The organism is Plantactinospora endophytica (assembly GCF_016862915.1).
GTDB classification, from domain to species: domain Bacteria; phylum Actinomycetota; class Actinomycetes; order Mycobacteriales; family Micromonosporaceae; genus Plantactinospora; species Plantactinospora endophytica.
The window spans coordinates 128,153-144,766 of record NZ_BONW01000008.1 but is presented as its reverse complement, the minus strand read 5'-3'; the positions used below and the strand labels follow the sequence as shown (position 1 = coordinate 144,766).

Here is a 16,614-nt window from a genome sequence, read left to right as displayed (position 1 = left end):
TCACCGGTCACCGGTCACAGCAGTACGGCGAAGGTCTGGAGCAGTTCGGCGGCGGTGCCGGCCGCGTCGCGTACCCGCTCGGCGAGCGTTGCCGCCGGCACGCCGGAAAGCCACACCGCAGCCGTGACCAGCAGTCCCAACTTCCCGACGAAGAGCAGCCGGCGTGCCCCGCGCCCCGGTGCGTACCACCACCTGTCGCCGAGCCTGCGTCGGGCCAGCCACACACCGAGGACAAGCCCGGCCAGGCCGATCGCGGGAACCGGCGGTGGAGCCGAGAACTCGACGAGTGCCGCGAGCGCCAGGTTCCCTTCGCGCAGGAACGACGTCGGCACGTCGACCAGTACCGGAAGATCGTCGATCGCCAGCGGAAGATCGAGGTGTGGTTTGCCCCAGACGAGCCCGGTGGTCAGCAGCCCCGCCTGCCAGCCGAGGGTACGTCCCCGAAGCAGGCTTCTGCCCCGGTCCACCGGCAGGATGGCGAGCCAGGCGACCACGGCCAGGACCGGCGCGGCGAGCGATGTCTGCACGTCGACCAGTCGAGCCACCTGGTCCGACGCGTCCTGTCCGGCGAAGCGCGCTCCGACGAGCCAGCCGACCGCGACGACGAGGTACGCGCGGATCAGCAACGAGGCCGCGTCCAGCGCGGTTCCCCAGGTCAGGACGATCGGCTGCACTGCTCGGCGCAGCCGCCGCGACCACAGGCTACGCCGGATCCGGCGACCCTGTGCGACTGCCTCGGGCAGCAGCGCCTGGGCCAGCGCGACTGCGGCAAGACGTTCCGGCGGGGTACCCTCCTGCGCCTCGGTCACCAGCCGGCGCCACCAGTGGCAGGCAGCCGGGGTGCGCTTCTGGAGCAGCCGTCGTACGGCCTGGTCCGGATCGGGGGTGCCGGCGAGTGCCGCCTGGACGCGGCTCGCCGCGTCAGCCCCGATCAGGTCGGCCAACTCCCCGGCCAACTCCGTGGAGCCGAGGTCACGAGGCCGGCTCTTCGGCGGTGGAAGATAGAGCCGGACCCGTCGGGCACAGCGCCGTACCAACTCCTGAACGTCGACCGGCGCCGACTGCCCGGTCGACTCGGCAGGCGTGGGATCGTGCGCTGGGCGGGGCGCCGGTGGGTCGAGCACCGGCGGCGACGGCGGAATCCGGATCCTGCGGCCGTCGAGGTCGAGCGCGAGCGCACTGGCGCCCGCGAGGAACCGGTGCCGGAGGGTACGGTCCCGGTTGCGGGCCTCCCTGCGGAGTACGGCATGGGCCTCACGGCGGCGATTGAACTCGCGGGCCAACGTCCGGGCGACCCGGATGCGGGTCGAATCCTCGATCCCGTCCTCGCGCAGCCAGGCTCGGGCGATCGCCAGGCCGGCATCGGCCTCGCCGACCCTGGGCAGCAACGCCAGCGCGGCCAGTCGCAGTTCGAGCGGGCCGCTCCGCGCCCAGGTGCAGGCCATCTCGGTGGCCCAGGGCACGGCGTGCCGGTGCAGGATGTTGAGCGTGGCCACCCGGTTGACCGGAACCACCGTCGGGTCGTCGGCCAGGTTGCGCAGCAGGTGCGCCGCCAGGGCGTCGACACCGGATCGCGCCAGCAGGCGGGCGTAGGAGAGCCGCCTGGCCCATCCTGCCTCGGGATCGATGAGGTTGGGATCGAGCAGTTCCTCGGCCCGCGCCGGGTTCCGCCACCACAGCATGATCGCGCCAGCGAGAAGCCGCTCAGGCACAGGGTTTCCGGGAGCACCGAGGATCGACCAGACGATCTCGTCAGCGGGCCAGGCCGGATCGAACAGAGGCTCGAAGAGGTAGTTGCTGCTCCGACTGCTCGGTAGCAGCCCGGCGCTGCCCCCGTCGGTCCGTTCGGTCAGGACATCGAGCGCCACCCGACGTACCGGCAGCGGCCCGACCGGGCTGAGGGCCCGCTCCAGGAGCGCGAAGTCGGACTCCTCCGGGGCGGCGAGCAGGTCGAGCAGATGAGCGGCCCGGTACATCTCGTGCGCCATCGAGGTGGTGCGGATGGACAGCGAGAGCGTCCGGATCCCCGCCCGGAGCGCCGCGTCGTCGTCGATGCTGCCCAGCGCGTAACCGGCCCACTGCCGGAACTCGATGCTGGTGGCCCGGTCGAGGCCGAGGTCGGTCAGCGAGCTGACAGCCTCCCGCGTGGCGGTGTCACTCCCGATGCTCGCGAGAACCTCGGCGGCGGCGATCCGCACCAACGGGTTGGCTCGACGATCCCGAGCCAGCGCGGAGATCCGCCCGGGGTCTCCCGACACGGACAGCAGCGTGGCGAGGACGTACCGCAGCGCCGCACCGGCGCCCTCGTGCCAGACGTGCATGTTGCGCACCGTTCGGTGCAGCCGCTCGGTCACCCGCCTGGTGCCGTCCGGCGTCAGGCGCAGCCCGTCGTTCAGCACCGCGCAGAAGGCGAGCAGTCGCGGGCTGACCAGCCGAGGTCGGAGTGGATCCATCGGATGGATCCGCCAGCGCAGCGCGAGCAGTGGCGTCAACAGCTCCGACACCTCGTGCCCCTGCTCCGCCCAGCGGGCGAGCGAGAAACTGGTGCGGTTGTCCGCACCGGTTCGACCGACCCGACTGAGCCACCAACGACGACGCAGGCCGCGCCGGACGATCTGGCCGGCCGCCAGGTATTCGGCGAAGCCCCGATGGGTGAACGCCAGTCCGGTCCCGGACGGCATGATCAGGCCCGTACTGAGCATCGCCGTGCGAACGGCCTCGGTCACCCCGGCCGGCTGGTCGGCCGCCGCACGCACGGCCAGCCGGACCAGCGCGTACCGCAACACCTCGTCGTGGTCGCCGTCGACGACATCGGCGGCAACGTCCTCCAGGCAGCGTTCGGTCTCCTCGAAGAAGCGGGCGATGGGTTCGCGTGCCGACGCGCCGATCAGGGTCGCCTCGTCGAGCAGGGCGTCCCGCACCGTCGCGCGGCGCTCCCTGGCGAACACCAGATTGTGTACGAAGCGTCCGTAGAGCGCGGCGCGGCCGGCGGGAAGCTCCACGTCCGGCTGACGTTCGAAGACCGCCGCCGCGACCGTCGCCAACAGCGGCACCCGGACCAGTCCACGCAGCCGCCGACGGTGCACCTCCGCGAGGAAGGCGGCGGAGTTGGCGGCGGCGTCCTCCGGCGTACGGATTCCGAACCATCGTTGGGCGAACAGCCGTACGTCGTCCGCGTCGAACGGCTTCAGTTGGTACTCGCCGAGCCGGTCCCGATCCCCGATCCGGTCGACGTCGTGGCGCAGCCCGTCGAAGTCGCTGCGCAGCAGTGGACGGGTCGTGATCAGAAAACGCCAACGGTCGCCGTACTCGGCGACCCGGCGCGACAGCAGCGCGATGAGCCGCTGCCGCTTCTCGCTGTCGACGACCTCGTCCAGACCGTCGACGAGCAGCAGCCACTGCACCCCGGGTACGGACTCCGGGTCGAACACGTCGTCCGGAAGGTCCCGGTCGAGGTAGGGTCCGAGGTCCTGGCGTGCCGCCTCGGCGATGGTGCGTAGCCAGGGGCGGGTGGTGCCCAGCGCCGCCGCCGGCAGCCGGATCGTCAACACGGCACCGAACGGCGCCTCCGCGTCCCGGTCGTCCGCCAACCACCAGGCGCTCGTCCGGTGCACCAGGTGCTGGAGCAGCGCCGACTTACCCGTGCCGGGACCGCCCACGAGGAGCAGGTGCCGGTGCCGGCGTACGACGTCCTCGATCCGCTCGGCGCCGTGCCCGGTCCACTCGGCGTCCGAGGTCGATCCACTGTGCTGCGACCGGGGCTGTGTCCACTGCCGGACGTAGACGTCGGAGAGTCGGGGCACCGGTCCGGTGACGATCCGGTACGGCGGCGACTCGCTCGCCGCCACCTGGGCGCTGAGCAGGGCGAACAATCCGCTCCCCGGTGCGGGTCGGAAGGTCGGAATGCTCGGCCGGGCCGGTCGGCCGAGGCGTGCGGCGTGCCGTCGGCGGGACACCGCCAGATCGGTGGCCTGGACGATCCAGCCGCCTCGGCTGTCCCGCTTGTCACGGGACGCCTTCACCACGCCGTAGACCTGCCCGGTGACCTCGTCGAGTGCCAGAGCACCGCTGAGGCCGTCGACGATCTCGTCGTTCTTCACCCGGAGGAACTGACCGGACCGCCCGGCGAGTTCCAGTTTGAGGGTGTCCTCGACGACCTGCTCGTGCGGGGTCGCCCGGCTGAAGCCGTACGCCATCAGGTGGTTCGGCGTCGAGATCGAGTCGCCCAGTCGGACGACCGGGTGGTCCGGAGCCCGGGGCAGTACGAGAAAGGCGAGATCCGGATGTGCGTAGAACCGGCCCCTCCCCCGCTCCGGCGGGTCGAGCACCGCGACGCCGGCCGGCAGGTGATGCTCACGCCACCGTAAGGTCAGCTCTCCCTGAATCCCCGACACCACGTGGGCACAGGTGACAACGATCCGGTCTTCGAGAAAGAATCCACTGCCCAGAAAGTCGTCCGCCGACCAGATCGAGACCACCGCCCAGCGCGCCAGCTCCGCCGGTGACGAGGCCAGTGCAGCCATCGCGCGCTCCCTCACAATCTGGCTGGCGACAGTGCGGAGACTCTATGGTCGGCGGCCAGGCCCCGGAGGCGAACCATGCCCAAGGACATCGATCGCGTGACGATCGTACCCATCGGCCAGCTGGACGGAGGACCGATCTTCGCCGAGGTGGTGGTCAACTCCGACGGCGACGTGGGGGCGGACCGTTTCGGCAGGCTGACCGAGCTCGGCGGGGAGATCTCCCGGATCAGCCGGTTCGTGGCCGGTGCCGTCCGGGACAACCTGCCGGACCCGCCCCGCCGATACGGCGTCCAGTTCGGCATCAAGCTCTCCGCCGAGACCGGCCCGCTGGTCGCGGTACTGACCAAGGCGACCGCCGAGGCGAACCTCGTGGTCCACCTGGAGTGGGAGGAGGACAATCCTCCGGAGTCGCCGACCACCTGACCCGCCACCACCGTCCGAGATGGACGAATCAGCGGGTCACCGGGTCACCGGTTGTGGGGTCGCCCGGTCCGGGTCGGCCGGCGCGGTAGACCTCGCAGGTCAGGTTGACGAGTTCGGTGAGTTGGGCCGGCGGATCGTCCTTCCACCAGGCGAGCCAGACCGGTATCGGCTGCGCGTCGCGCACGGCCCGGTAGGCGACCCCGGGCCGGGGATTCTGGTTGGCGGTGGCCTCCGAGGTGACCCCGACGGCCTGACCGGCGGCGATCAGGGTGAGCCACTCGTCGACCCCGTGCGTCGTACGGATCGGCGGCGCCGTACCCGGCTGCCACAGCTCGGGCGTGGTCGTGCCGGTACGGCTGTCGATCGCGACGGTGTACCTGGCGATGTCGGCGATCCGCACCGACCGTCGCCGCGCCAGCGGGTTGTCGGTCGCCACGGCGGCGTACCGGGCCTCCACGCCGATCAGGGCGGTGTCGAAGCGGGGATCGGCCAGTGGCCGGCGGATCACGGCGACATCGGCGGTCCCCTCGCTGAGCCCTCCGGTCGGGGTGTTGGACTGCACGAACACGAGCGGCACCCCGGGATGGGCGGCCAGCCACGTCTTCTGTAGCCGCCGAGTGTGTCTGCCGAGCGCCGCCCAGGCGTAGCCGACGCGCAGTTCGGTACGGGCCTCCTCGACGATTCGCCCCAGGTGGGCGACCTCGTCGAGGACCCGGCGCGCGGCGGCGAGGACCCGGGTGCCGGTGACGGTGAGCGAGACGCTGCGGGTCGTCCGTTGCAGCAGGCGGGCGCCGAGCGCGGCTTCCAGCGCGGTGACCGAGCGCGAGACGGCCGCCTGGGAGACCCCCAGCACGGCCGCCGCGTCGGTGAAGGTGCCGGCGTCGACCACCGCGACGAACGCGCGGAGTTGACGCACCTGGACATCCATACGCGCAGCGTATAGGTGCGGCCTGTTGTGCATTTCTCGTATCGATCGACGGCGCCGACACTGGGGCGATGACGACGAAGACCGCGCCCGAACCCGTCGGCTGCTCCGGGTCGCGGGCAGCCGCGTCGACGACGGCGGCGAGCGGCCCCGCACCGGCCAGCGAGGGGCGGGGCGCGATGCTGCGCGGGATCGCCACGATGCTCGGCAGCGGAGCGAGCAACCAGGTCGGGGCGGCGGTCGGGGCACACGCGTTCGGCACGCTCGGGCCGGCCGGCGTCGTCGCGGTACGGCAGTTCGTCGCGGCGGCGGTGCTCTGGTCGGTGGCCCGCCCGAAGCTGCGCCGGTTCACCTGGGCGCAGTGGTGGCCGACGCTGCTGCTCGGGCTGGTCTTCGGCACGATGAACCTCAGCCTCTACACCGCGATCGACCGGATCGGGCTCGGTCTGGCGGTCACCCTGGAGTTCCTCGGGCCGCTCGCCGTCGCCCTGGCCGGCTCACGGACCCGGTTCGACCTGCTCTGCGCGGCCGGCGCCTGCCTCGGCGTGTACGTCCTCGTCCTGCCCGGCCCGGCCAGCGACTACCTCGGGGTGGGGCTCGGACTGCTCGCGGCGGCGTGCTGGGCGGCGTACATCCTGCTGAACCGGGTGGCGGGGGCACGGCTGCCGGGTCTGGCGGCGCCGGCGGCGGCAACCCTGGTGTCGGCGACGCTCTACCTGCCGGTCGCGGTGACCCTGGTCGTCCGGGGACACCTGGACGGCACCGCGATCCTCTACGCCGTCGTCGCGGGAATCCTCAGCTCGGTCGTGCCGTACGCCGCCGACCTGGTCGCCCTGCGTCGAGTACCCGCCCGGCTCTTCGGGGTGTTCATGAGCGTCCATCCGGTACTCGCCGCGCTGGCCGGCACGGCGATCCTCGGCCAGTTGCTCAAGCTGCACGAGTGGATCGGAATCGCCGTCATCGTGCTGACCAACGCCGTCGCCGTACACGCCGCGTCGACATCTCGGAACCCCGCCGTCGCGCGTGGCGGTGAGGGTCGAGAGGTGGCGGGTCGACCGGGCGAGCGGCTACTTCCGTCGCATGGCGTACCAGACCGCGCCGGCCACCACGACGGCGAGCGGTACGAGGCAGCAGACGAGGGTCAGCAGATGCCACGGCTTGAGAGCGCCCATGGCGGACGACCCTAGTCGATCGAGGTTCCCCGGATCCGGCCGGCCGCCCACGAACGACCGGACCGGAGACACACGTGTCGCGGAGCAGTCCGCCGGCTCCGGGACACCCGGCCCAGAGCGGTCGACCGGCTCCGGGACACCCGACCCAGAGCGGTCGACCGGCTCCGCGAAACGGGGCGCAGAGCAGTCGGCCGGCTCCGGGACACGTGCGGGAGAAACGGGTCAGCGCGCCCCGGCGGCCGAGTCCTGGTGGGCCCTGCGCAGGGCGGAGAGGAACGCCTCGGTCGGCTGCGCGCCCGAGATCCCGTACCTGCGGTCGAGCACGAAGAACGGCACGCCGTTCGCACCGAACGCCCGTGCCTGGCGGATGTCGGCCTCGACGTCCTGGGCGTACTCGTCACCGGTCATCACCCGGCGGGCCGCTTCGGCCGGCACCCCGACCTCGGTGGCGAGCCGGACCAGGGTCTGCGCGTCGTCGACGTTCTCGGCCTCGATCAGGTTGGCCCGCATCAGCCGCTCGTGCATCTCCGTGCCGAGCCCGTGTTCCCGGGCCAGGTGGGTCAGCCGGTGCGCGTCGAACGTGTTGGCCATGATCGACCGGTCGAGGTGGTAGTCCAACCCCTCCTCGGCGGCGAGCGCGGTCACGTGGCCCTGCATCGCGGCGACCTGGGCCGGCGAGGCGCCGAGCTTCTCCCGCAGGGCCTCCGGCACCGGCCGCGGCTCCCCCTTCGGGTACGACGGGTCGAGCTGGAAGCTCCGCCAGACCACCTCGACCTCGTCGGCGTGCTCGAACTGCCCGAGTGCCGTATCCAGCCGCCGCTTGCCCAGGTAGCACCAGGGGCAGACGATGTCGGACCACACTTCGAGTTGCACTGATCTTCTCCTTGCTCTACAGACAGGTTCCGTCCGAGCACACCGACGCGTCCTCGGCGGCGGCGAGCATCACCAGGCCCGGCACCGCCGGCAGGGCAGCCGTCGACGGTGCCGCCGGCTCTGTCCACCCTTCACCTGGTACGTCCGGTTCGGTGGCCGGACGGACGGCCGAGCCGGCCGCCGACGCTTCCGCCTCCGACCTGGTCAGACTCATTCCGGCTCCTTAGTTACTCCTTGTTAGTAACCTAATTCTGCGTCAGTATCATGCCAGCGGTAAGGAGGCACTTCCATGGCGGTTACGCACACCCGTGTGCCCTTCACCCCGGACGCGGACGGGGACTGCCCGGTCCGGGAGGTGCTCGACCGGGTGGGCGACAAGTGGAGCGTGCTGATCGTGGTGCTGCTCGGTCGGGGTACCCACCGCTTCACCGAACTGCACCGGGCCGTCGAGGGCATCAGCCAGCGCATGCTGACGCTGACCCTGCGCGCCCTGGTCCGGGACGGCCTGGTCAACCGTACGGTGCACGCCAGCGTTCCGCCCCGGGTCGACTACGAGCTGACCGCGCTCGGCCGTACCCTGCTCGTACCCCTCGTCGCGCTCGACGAGTGGGCCAGCACCCACCGCGACGACATCCGCGCCGCCCGGCGCCGCCACGACGAGGCCGCCGCCGCCGAGCGGGCCTGACCCCGGAGGGGCAAGCCGCCTCGACCGGGCAGAACCGCCGTTGCCGAGCGGGCCTGACCGGCGGGGCAGCCGACCCGGTCGACCGGAACCGCCGGACGATCCGGCGGCCCGGCCAGGCTGCGGCCTGGGTCAGACTGCGGCCCGGCCAGGCTGCGGCCCGGCCAGGCTGCGGCCTGGGACAGACTGCGGCCCGGCCAGGCTGCGGCCCGAGTCAGGGTGCGGCCCGAGTCAGGGTGCGGCCTGGGTCAGCCGTCCGCGAGGGTGATGTCGAGTTCGCGTAGCTGGTCGGGGTCGGCGACCACGTCGATGCCGATGATCCGGTCGTTGCCGACGATGAAGCTGAGGACGATCCGGACCTGCCCGCCCACCGACACCACCGCACCCGGAGCCCCGTCGACCACGGCCGCCCGCGCGGTCCGGGCTTGGCCGGCGAAGAAGGTGGCCACGAGTTCCGCACCACGCACCTCGGGAGTACCACCCATCCGGACGGCGGCGCTGTCGGCCCGGACCACCACGTCCGGGTCGAGCAACCTGAGCAGCGTGCCGAACTCGCCGCCGCGCGACGCGGCGAGGAAGGCGTCGACGATCTCCCGCTGGCGTGGCAGGTCGGCCTCCGGAGTCGCGGCGCCGGCCTGGACCCGGCGCCGCGCCCGGCTGGCGAGTTGCCGCGACGCGGCGGAACTGCGCCCGACGATCGGGGCGATCTCGTCGAAGGAGACGGCGAAGAGGTCGTGCAGTACGAAGGCCAGCCGCTCGGCCGGGGTGAGCGTCTCCAGTACGACCAGCAGGGCCAGGCCGACCGAATCGGCGAGCAACGCCTCCCGCTCCGGATCGGCCGGCCCGGAGGTCGCGACCGGCTCGAACGGCTGGGCGTCCAACGGCTCCTCCCGGCGGGAGCCCCGGGACCGGAGCATGTCCAGGCAGATCCGGCCCACCACGGTGGTCAGCCAGGCACCGAGGTTGTCGACCTCGGAGGTGTCGGTCCGGCTCAGCCGCAGCCACGCCTCCTGGACCGCGTCGTCCGCCTCGGCGGCCGAGCCGAGCATCCGGTAGGCCACGGCACGCAGGTGTGACCGGTTCGCCTCGAACCTTTCGGCCAGCAGGTCCTTGTCGTTCACGGTTGAGCCTCGCTTCGTTGTTACTTGTCGTGTTTGTGAGCCATGCCACTTTTGTCACAGCTCACCGTCGCGGTCCGTCAACCAGCCGACGGACGAGAACGTGCCGATGTGACAGCGGCACCGGTCGTCCCCATCGAGATCGTGGAGGAGATTGTCATGCAAGCACGGTTGAATGCCGCGAACCTCGTCCAGCCGGAGGTACTCAGCGCGGTGAACGCGCTCTACAAGGCGTCCCACTCGGCCGGGCTGCCGGGATCGACGCTGGAACTCGTACACCTGCGGGCCAGCCAGATCAACGGGTGCGGCGTGTGCGTGGACGCCGGCGCCCGGGCGGCGAAGAAGAACGGCGAGACCGACGACCGGCTCTTCGCCGTGGCGGCCTGGCGGGAGACGCCGTACTTCACCGACGCCGAACGGGCCGCGCTGGCGCTCGCCGAGGCGGCCACCCGGCTCGCCGACAAGGCGGACGGGGTACCGGACGACATCTGGAACGACGCGGCCGAGCACTTCACCGAGCAGCAGCTCGCGGCGCTGGTGCTCTGGATCGCCACCACCAACTTCTTCAACCGGATCAACGTCACCACCCGGCAGCCCGCACCGCAGAACTGGGGCTGAACCCGGCAGCACTGAGGTGGATAGGGTGTCCCGCATGACCGGAGCGATCATCGGGACGACCCATGTCGTCGAGGTCGACGGGGTAGCCATGGCCCATCGGGTCGTCGGCGACCCCGCCGACCCGCCCATGGTGCTGCTGCACGGCCTCGGTGACGACGAACGGGACTGGCACGGCGTACTGCCCGGCCTCGCCGCGCGGCACCGGGTGTACGTGCTGGACCTGCGAGGCCACGGCCGCAGTTCCCGGCCGGGCCGGTACTCCTTCGAGCTGATGCGCGACGACGTCCTCGGCTTCCTCGACGCACTCGACGTCGGGCGGTGCGTCCTGGTCGGCCACTCCATGGGCGGCGTGGTGGCGATCCTGCTCGCCGAGACCGCACCGCACCGGGTGACCCGCCTGGTCGTGGAGGACGTCTTCGTGCCCCGGCCGGGCGACCTCGATCGACCGCCGCTGCCCCCGCCGGACGAGCCCACGCCGTTCGACTTCGCCGCCGTCAACGCCATCCGGGCCCAGCTCAACGACCCTGACTCGGTCTGGTGGGAGCGTACCGAGGCCGTCGACGTGCCGACCCTGGTGATCGGCGGCGGCCCGGACAGCGCCATTCCGCAGAAGTTGCTCGCCGAGATGGTCGAGCGGATGCCCGAAGCCGTCCTGGTGACCATTCCGGCCGGCCACAACGTGCATGCCAGTCGGCCGGCCGAGTTCCTCGCCGCCGTCGACGGTTTCCTCTCCGTCGACAACCCGCGCTGACCCCGGTCGGGGCAGACCTCCGGCGATTCGTCGCATCCAACAGCCGAAGTAGCGACGTCAGAATCTGTTTCGGCACCGGTCGCTCGGAACGACGCGCCGAACAGCCGCCTTGTAGTCAGTCCTCTTGGCGACAGCCGAGTCCCCCGATATCCGGATACCGTCGTCGACATTCGACAAAACAGTCCATCCACGACGGAAACCAGAAAAAGGATCGGGGAAGAATATGAAAATGTCATCGCCCCATCCGGACGCCGGCCCAGTACGCCTCGTCCGGCGGTTCGGTCGCGCCGTCGCCGCGACGATCCTGGCGGTCGGACTCGCGTCGGCCTCCACCGCCACGGCGCACGCGACCCCGGAACCGGCGTCACCCGCGCCGGCGCGACCGGCGGCGTGGACCGGCGAGGAGCCGCTACGGCTGACCGACCTGTCCCAGCTCCCCCGGCTCGACGCGGCGCGACCCGGCCCCGGGACCAAGGCCAGCTACCTCTTCCAGTACGTCCGCAACCGCTATCGCGGCCAGTGCCTCGACGGCGACCGGCACACCATTCCCGCCGACGGTTCCAAGGTCCAACTCTGGGCCTGCAACCGCTGGACCAACCAGGCCTGGATACTCACCACGGTCAACGGTTATCCGGCCGGCTACTACTGGATCCAGAACTACCATCGCGGCCAGTGCCTCGGCGGGGACCGGAACACCATTCCCGCCGACGGCGCCAAGGTCCAACTCTGGGCCTGCAACGGCTGGACCAACCAGATCTGGATGTGGAACGGCGCGCAGTTCCGGAACTACTACGGCCGGCAGTGCCTCGACGGCGACCGGGCCACGATCCCCGCCGACGGCTCCAAGGTCCGCCTCTGGGCCTGCAACGGCTGGACCAACCAGAACTGGTCGCTGCGCAACTGACGCTCCTCGCGGCGGCCCACCCGCCGAACACGGCCCGGTCGGGTGGTTCGACGTCGTGGGCCGGTCAGGTGGTCGGCGTGGTGGGCCGGCGGGACAGCCGCACGGCGGCGGCCACCAGCAACGCCAGGCTCGGCAGGTAGCAGAGCCCGATCGACGCGAGGCTCACCAGGACACCCATCCCGAGCAGCACCGTGACGGCGACCGTCAGCGGTGGCCGTACGGACCCGGGGGCCAGCAGCGGCACCGCGCAGAGCAGCACCGGAACCAGCAGCAGGACCGCCACACCCCACCCGCCGACCTCCAGGAGGCTCTGTCGCACCTCGGCGGAACCGGTCAGTTGACCGCCGCCGTCCGGGTCGCCGACGGTGCTGCTCCGGGACCCGAGCACCACCGGCAGGAACAGCAGCAGAACACTGACCAACGCGGTGAGCAGCAGAGCGGCGAGCAGCCAACGGGTGCCCGGCGGGGCGGGTGAGCGTACCGAGGTTGCCTGGTCCATCGCCATCCTCCCGTGGGCATCGTCGGAAGTGCGGGGCGACTCCGCCGCTGTACGTCAGCCTACCCGCGTAACACTGCGGCCACCGCGCTGCCGGTGGATGCCGGGAGTCGATCCGTCCGTCCCGGGTAGCCGGTCCCGTGCCGGGCGACGGCGTCAGTCGGTCGGGCAGAGCAGCACACAGCCACCGCTGGGCAGCAGCGGCAGGCCGGACGGCAACAGCGACGGCAACACGGGTACCGGCAGCGGCAGCACCTGCCGATCGGACGGGCTGGCCGGCGGGGGCTGCACCGGACCGGACCGCACCGTCGGCGGCGGGACTTCGGCCGGAGTACGGGCCGGAACCGGCGTACGGGCCGGAGCGGGTGTCGCCGCCGGTCCGGGGCCGTCCGGAGTGGACGGTTCACCGGCCGGCGTTTCCGGCGAGGTGGCGGCGTCGGGCAGCCCGAGTCGGATCCGCTCGATCTCGGCACGCAGCCGCCCGGCCATCTCCGGGTCACGGATCTCGGTCACCTGCACGGTGGCCCGGGCCAGTTCCTCACGCGCCTGGGCGTACCGGCGGGCTGCCGCCGCCTCCCGGGCCAGCAGGATGGTGTGCTCGACGGCGCGGACCGCCGACCGGTCCGGGTAGACCGCCGCCGCGACCGGCCACAGCGGGCTGGTCGGCCCGGCGTGGTTGACGCCGAGCCCGAGCAGGGCGGTCACGACGATGCCGACCACGCTGGACAGGACCAGCCGACGCACCAGCCGCCCGGCCCGTACCGGAGGACGGGTCGCGCCCGGTCGCGCCGGGCCACGGCGTGCGACGGCCTCCGAGCTACGGCGGACAACCGGCGGGTTACGGCGTGCGGCGACCGGCGGACGGGCACCGGGCGGCGACGGCGGCCGGCTCGCGGTCGCTGCGGGGCGAGGCCGGGCGTCGGGCACTCCGGAACGGACGGCCGGGATGGTGTCGAACTCGGGCAGGTCGGCGTCGAGTTCCGCCCGCCAGGCGCCGAACAGCCCGGCCAACGGATCGGTCCCGGGGGTCGGCTCACCCCGTCCCCAGGCGTCGAGCAACAGGTCATCCGAGACGACCACGTCAGGATCGACCTCGACAGCCGGACCGGGGTCGAGAACCGGCCGTCCCCAGGCGTCGAGCAACAGGTCATCCGAGACGACCACGTCAGGACCGACGTCGACAGCCGGACCGGGTTCGAGAACCTGTTGGGAGCCGAGAACGGGATCGGAGCCAACTGCCGGATCGGGGTCGACAGCCGGATCGGGGTCGGCGGTCCACCCCGGCATTCCGTCCCGGCCGGTCACCTGTCCGTCCCGTCCCGGCGCGGCGGCGCCGTGCGCGTGCGTACCGTCGTCCTGGTTCGCTCCGCTTCGCAGCGTACTCATGCGGCGACCTCGTCCAGGGCGGTGCCGGCGAGTACCCGGAGCCGGGCGAGCGCCCGGGACTGGGTGACCCGGACGGCGGCGGCCGACATTCCGACGATGACACCGACCTCGTCGGCGGTGAGGCCGACCGCCACCCGGAGCAGCACGATCTCCCGATGCACCTCGGGGAGCCGGGCCAGCAGCGCGGAGAGTCGCCGGGCCAGGTCGGTGGCGACGGCCCGCTGCTCGGGACCGGGCTCGGCGTCCGGCCCGTCCGGCGGCGGGCCGTCGGTGGTGACGGCCGAGTCCCGGATGGCGGCCCGCTGCGCGTCGGCGACCTTGTGCGCGGCGATGCCGTAGAGGAAGGCCGAGAAGGGTCGGCCCTGGTCCCGGTACCGGGGCAGTGCCCGGAGCACCGCCAGGCAGACCTCCTGGGCGACGTCGTCGGCGGTGGCGTACGCGCCGCCGATCCGGCCGAGCCGGGCCCGACAGTACCGGACCAGCCCGGGGCGTACCTCGGTGAGCAGTGCCGCCGTCGCCTCGGGGTCGCGTCGGACCGCGCGGGCGACCAGGTCGGTCTCGGCTGCTGCGGTCATCTATGGGGTCGCACCTTCGTCGGGGCCACACCTTCGTCCGGCACCGCCCCTGGAGTTACCGGCGGGTTAACCGCACCGTATCGGGAGGCACCTGATCGCACCACCGGCGGGGGGCGGTTCTCCGACGTTCCGGCTCGACAATTCCGTTCCGGATCGACAACTCGACGACGTACCCACGGAAAGTGATCGAAGAATTACCTGCGACCGCTGTTACGCGCGGCGCGCTCCGCGCGATGTCCACCAGAGACGGCGGTGGGCGGACGGTCCACCGGGGATCTGCGGCGGGCGGGTGTACGGATGGGCGTCGAGGTACGCGTCGAGGGGCTGACCAAGTCCTTCGGCGGCCAACCGGTCTGGTCCGACGTCAGTCTGACCCTGCCGGCGGGCGAGATCTCGGTGCTGCTCGGCCCCTCCGGCACCGGCAAGTCGGTCTTCCTCAAGACGCTGGTCGGGCTGCTGAAGCCGGACCGGGGAGCGATCTGGATCGAGGGCCGGGACCTGGCCCGGCTCTCCGAGCGCGCCCTCTACGAGGTACGCAAGCTCTTCGGCGTGCTGTTCCAGGACGGCGCGCTGTTCGGCTCGATGACCATCTACGACAACGTCGCCTTTCCACTGCGCGAGCACACCCGCAGGTCGGAGTCCGAGATCCGGGCGGTGGTGCACGAGAAGCTGGAGATGGTCGGGCTGCTCGGCGCGGAACGGAAGCTGCCGGGCGAGATCTCCGGTGGCATGCGCAAGCGGGCCGGGCTGGCCCGGGCGCTGGTGCTGGATCCGCAGATCATCCTCTTCGACGAGCCGGACTCCGGGCTCGACCCGGTCCGCACCGCCTATCTCAACCAGCTCATCATCGACCTCAACCAGCAGACCGGGGCGACGTTCCTGATCGTCACGCACGACATCAACACCGCCCGTACGGTGCCGGACAACATCGGGCTGATCTACCACGGCCACCTGGCGATGTTCGGGCCGCGCGAGATGCTGCTCTCCAGTACCGAGCCGGTGGTCCGGCAGTTCCTCAACGCGCAGCGGATCGGCCCGATCGGGATGGCCGAGGAGAAGGACTCCGACGAGTTGCGGGCCGAGGCCGAGGCGGGGGTGGAACTTCCGCCGCTGCCGCCGATCCCGCTCCAGCTCGCCCCCTCGGACGGGCGCCCGCGCCGGGCGGAGCAGTCGCCGGGCCGGTGGTGCGAGGAGCACGACGTCGTACCGCCGGCCGGCTCGTTCCAGGGTGTGCGAGGTAGCGTCTGGCAGCCGACCGAGGCGCTGCGATGAGCCCGCCGACCGGCACCGGCCGATCCGCCTCCAACACCAGCACCAGCACCAGCACCAGCACCAGCAGTGGACCCGGCAGCGGCACCGGCAAGCTCGCCGCCGGCACCGGAGGGGGCGGTCCGACCCGGTTGACGAGCGGGCTGCGCGGCTTCGGCCACTTCTTCGCCTTCTGCCTCGACGCGCTGCGCGGCCTGGTCCGGCGCCCGTTCCAGGTGCGGGAGTTCGTGCAGCAGGCATGGTTCATCAGCTCGGTGTCGATCCTGCCGGCCGCGCTGGTGGCGATCCCGTTCGGCGCGGTGATCGCGCTACAGCTCGGTTCCCTGGTACGTCAGCTCGGCGCCCAGTCGTTCACCGGGGCCACCTCCGTGCTGGCCGTGGTACGCGAGGCGAGCCCGATCGTCACCGCGCTGATCATCGCGGGTGCGGGTGGCTCGGCGATCTGTGCCGACCTCGGCGCCCGGAAGATCCGCGAGGAACTGGACGCGATGGAGGTGCTCGGCATCGACCCGGTACACCGGCTGGTGGCGCCCCGGATCGTCGCCGCCGCACTGGTCGCGGCGCTGCTCAACGGGCTGGTCAGCGTCGTCGGGGTGGCCGGCGGCTATTTCTTCAACGTGGTGATGCAGGGCGGCACGCCGGGGGCGTACCTGGCCAGTTTCCAGGCGCTGGGGCAGCTCTCCGACCTGGCCGTCGGCGAGGTGAAGGCGGTGCTGTTCGGTGCGGTGGCGGCGCTGGTCGCGTCGTACCACGGGATGACGGCGAAGGGCGGGCCGAAGGGGGTCGGCGATGCGGTCAACCAGAGCGTCGTACTCACCTTCATGCTGCTCTTCGCCCTGAACTTCGTGATCACCGCTGTCTACTTCCAGCTCGTGCCGCAGCGGGGGATGTGAGCTGCC

Annotated in this window: 16 protein-coding genes; 8 read left to right on the top strand and 8 right to left on the bottom strand. The window is 71.8% G+C overall.

Annotated elements, in window-relative coordinates:
• Positions 1–14: 14 nt before the first annotated feature.
• Positions 15–4,523 (bottom strand): serine protease, encoded by a 4,509-nt coding sequence (locus tag Pen02_RS10170; protein ID WP_203865694.1) that lies wholly within the window; start codon positions 4,521–4,523, stop codon positions 15–17.
• A 96-nt stretch (positions 4,524–4,619) separates the two neighbouring features.
• On the opposite strand from Pen02_RS10170, the gene Pen02_RS10165 reads away from it, so the two are divergent.
• Positions 4,620–4,946: a CU044_2847 family protein gene (locus Pen02_RS10165; RefSeq protein ID WP_203865693.1), complete on the top strand. Its 327-nt coding sequence runs from the start codon at positions 4,620–4,622 to the stop codon at positions 4,944–4,946.
• Positions 4,947–4,974: 28 nt separating this feature from the next.
• Here Pen02_RS10165 and Pen02_RS10160 read toward each other — a convergent pair whose 3' ends face one another.
• Positions 4,975–5,874 carry a LysR family transcriptional regulator gene (locus Pen02_RS10160; RefSeq protein ID WP_203865692.1) on the bottom strand — a complete coding sequence of 300 codons (900 nt, stop codon included), beginning with the start codon at positions 5,872–5,874 and terminating at the stop codon, positions 4,975–4,977.
• Positions 5,875–5,942: 68 nt separating this feature from the next.
• On the opposite strand from Pen02_RS10160, the gene Pen02_RS10155 reads away from it, so the two are divergent.
• Complete coding sequence (locus tag Pen02_RS10155) at positions 5,943–7,058, top strand: EamA family transporter (RefSeq protein ID WP_203865691.1); 1,116 nt, start codon at positions 5,943–5,945, stop codon at positions 7,056–7,058.
• Positions 7,059–7,265: 207 nt separating this feature from the next.
• Here the strand turns inward: Pen02_RS10155 and Pen02_RS10150 are convergent, their stop codons facing one another.
• Entirely contained in the window at positions 7,266–7,916 is a 651-nt protein-coding gene (locus Pen02_RS10150; RefSeq protein WP_203865690.1) for a DsbA family oxidoreductase, read from the bottom strand.
• Between the two features lie 16 nt (positions 7,917–7,932).
• Positions 7,933–8,130 (bottom strand): hypothetical protein, encoded by a 198-nt coding sequence (locus tag Pen02_RS10145; protein WP_203865689.1) that lies wholly within the window; start codon positions 8,128–8,130, stop codon positions 7,933–7,935.
• A 75-nt stretch (positions 8,131–8,205) separates the two neighbouring features.
• On the opposite strand from Pen02_RS10145, the gene Pen02_RS10140 reads away from it, so the two are divergent.
• Positions 8,206–8,601 carry a winged helix-turn-helix transcriptional regulator gene (locus tag Pen02_RS10140; protein ID WP_203865688.1) on the top strand — a complete coding sequence of 132 codons (396 nt, stop codon included), beginning with the start codon at positions 8,206–8,208 and terminating at the stop codon, positions 8,599–8,601.
• A 245-nt stretch (positions 8,602–8,846) separates the two neighbouring features.
• Here Pen02_RS10140 and Pen02_RS10135 read toward each other — a convergent pair whose 3' ends face one another.
• Positions 8,847–9,719 (bottom strand): sigma-70 family RNA polymerase sigma factor, encoded by an 873-nt coding sequence (locus Pen02_RS10135; protein ID WP_203865687.1) that lies wholly within the window; start codon positions 9,717–9,719, stop codon positions 8,847–8,849.
• Positions 9,720–9,875: 156 nt separating this feature from the next.
• On the opposite strand from Pen02_RS10135, the gene Pen02_RS10130 reads away from it, so the two are divergent.
• The 3 genes from Pen02_RS10130 to Pen02_RS10120 all read left to right on the top strand — a co-directional run bounded on the left by Pen02_RS10130 (position 9,876) and on the right by Pen02_RS10120 (position 11,989).
• The gene (locus Pen02_RS10130; RefSeq protein ID WP_203865686.1) at positions 9,876–10,334 is read left to right on the top strand and encodes a carboxymuconolactone decarboxylase family protein; all 459 of its coding nucleotides are present in this window, start codon (positions 9,876–9,878) and stop codon (positions 10,332–10,334) included.
• Between the two features lie 34 nt (positions 10,335–10,368).
• A complete protein-coding gene (locus Pen02_RS10125) occupies positions 10,369–11,085 on the top strand; it encodes an alpha/beta fold hydrolase (protein ID WP_203865685.1) in 717 nt (238 codons plus the stop codon).
• Positions 11,086–11,314: 229 nt separating this feature from the next.
• Positions 11,315–11,989 carry an RICIN domain-containing protein gene (locus Pen02_RS10120; RefSeq protein ID WP_203865684.1) on the top strand — a complete coding sequence of 225 codons (675 nt, stop codon included), beginning with the start codon at positions 11,315–11,317 and terminating at the stop codon, positions 11,987–11,989.
• 64 nt (positions 11,990–12,053) lie between these two features.
• Here Pen02_RS10120 and Pen02_RS10115 read toward each other — a convergent pair whose 3' ends face one another.
• The 3 genes from Pen02_RS10115 to shbA all read right to left on the bottom strand — a co-directional run bounded on the left by Pen02_RS10115 (position 12,054) and on the right by shbA (position 14,446).
• Positions 12,054–12,488 (bottom strand): hypothetical protein, encoded by a 435-nt coding sequence (locus tag Pen02_RS10115; RefSeq protein WP_239140405.1) that lies wholly within the window; start codon positions 12,486–12,488, stop codon positions 12,054–12,056.
• A 153-nt stretch (positions 12,489–12,641) separates the two neighbouring features.
• Positions 12,642–13,871, bottom strand: a complete 1,230-nt coding sequence (locus Pen02_RS10110) for a hypothetical protein (protein ID WP_203865682.1) — start codon at positions 13,869–13,871, stop codon at positions 12,642–12,644.
• The gene (shbA, locus tag Pen02_RS10105) at positions 13,868–14,446 is read right to left on the bottom strand and encodes an RNA polymerase sigma factor ShbA (RefSeq protein WP_203865681.1); all 579 of its coding nucleotides are present in this window, start codon (positions 14,444–14,446) and stop codon (positions 13,868–13,870) included. Before shbA ends, Pen02_RS10110 begins: the two co-directional genes overlap by 4 nt.
• Positions 14,447–14,743: 297 nt before the next feature.
• On the opposite strand from shbA, the gene Pen02_RS10100 reads away from it, so the two are divergent.
• Both Pen02_RS10100 and Pen02_RS10095 read left to right on the top strand, forming a co-directional pair.
• The gene (locus tag Pen02_RS10100) at positions 14,744–15,718 is read left to right on the top strand and encodes an ABC transporter ATP-binding protein (protein WP_203865680.1); all 975 of its coding nucleotides are present in this window, start codon (positions 14,744–14,746) and stop codon (positions 15,716–15,718) included.
• Entirely contained in the window at positions 15,715–16,608 is an 894-nt protein-coding gene (locus Pen02_RS10095; protein ID WP_239140402.1) for an MlaE family ABC transporter permease, read from the top strand. The genes Pen02_RS10100 and Pen02_RS10095 overlap by 4 nt, the downstream gene beginning before the upstream one ends.
• The last annotated feature ends 6 nt before the right edge of the window (positions 16,609–16,614 follow it).

What these genes read in the sequence shown, in the direction of transcription:
- Pen02_RS10125 (WP_203865685.1), top strand. Translation starts at nt 10,369, where the DNA reads ATGACCGGAGCGATCATCGGGACGACCCATGTCGTCGAGGTCGACGGG.
- Pen02_RS10100 (WP_203865680.1), top strand. Translation starts at nt 14,744, where the DNA reads ATGGGCGTCGAGGTACGCGTCGAGGGGCTGACCAAGTCCTTCGGCGGC.
- Pen02_RS10120 (WP_203865684.1), top strand. Translation starts at nt 11,315, where the DNA reads ATGTCATCGCCCCATCCGGACGCCGGCCCAGTACGCCTCGTCCGGCGG.
- Pen02_RS10130 (WP_203865686.1), top strand. Translation starts at nt 9,876, where the DNA reads ATGCAAGCACGGTTGAATGCCGCGAACCTCGTCCAGCCGGAGGTACTC.
- Pen02_RS10145 (WP_203865689.1), bottom strand. Translation starts at nt 8,130, where the DNA reads ATGAGTCTGACCAGGTCGGAGGCGGAAGCGTCGGCGGCCGGCTCGGCC.
- Pen02_RS10170 (WP_203865694.1), bottom strand. Translation starts at nt 4,523, where the DNA reads ATGGCTGCACTGGCCTCGTCACCGGCGGAGCTGGCGCGCTGGGCGGTG.
- Pen02_RS10115 (WP_239140405.1), bottom strand. Translation starts at nt 12,488, where the DNA reads ATGGACCAGGCAACCTCGGTACGCTCACCCGCCCCGCCGGGCACCCGT.
- Pen02_RS10140 (WP_203865688.1), top strand. Translation starts at nt 8,206, where the DNA reads ATGGCGGTTACGCACACCCGTGTGCCCTTCACCCCGGACGCGGACGGG.
- Pen02_RS10110 (WP_203865682.1), bottom strand. Translation starts at nt 13,871, where the DNA reads ATGAGTACGCTGCGAAGCGGAGCGAACCAGGACGACGGTACGCACGCG.
- Pen02_RS10160 (WP_203865692.1), bottom strand. Translation starts at nt 5,874, where the DNA reads ATGGATGTCCAGGTGCGTCAACTCCGCGCGTTCGTCGCGGTGGTCGAC.
- Pen02_RS10155 (WP_203865691.1), top strand. Translation starts at nt 5,943, where the DNA reads ATGACGACGAAGACCGCGCCCGAACCCGTCGGCTGCTCCGGGTCGCGG.
- Pen02_RS10095 (WP_239140402.1), top strand. Translation starts at nt 15,715, where the DNA reads ATGAGCCCGCCGACCGGCACCGGCCGATCCGCCTCCAACACCAGCACC.
- shbA (WP_203865681.1), bottom strand. Translation starts at nt 14,446, where the DNA reads ATGACCGCAGCAGCCGAGACCGACCTGGTCGCCCGCGCGGTCCGACGC.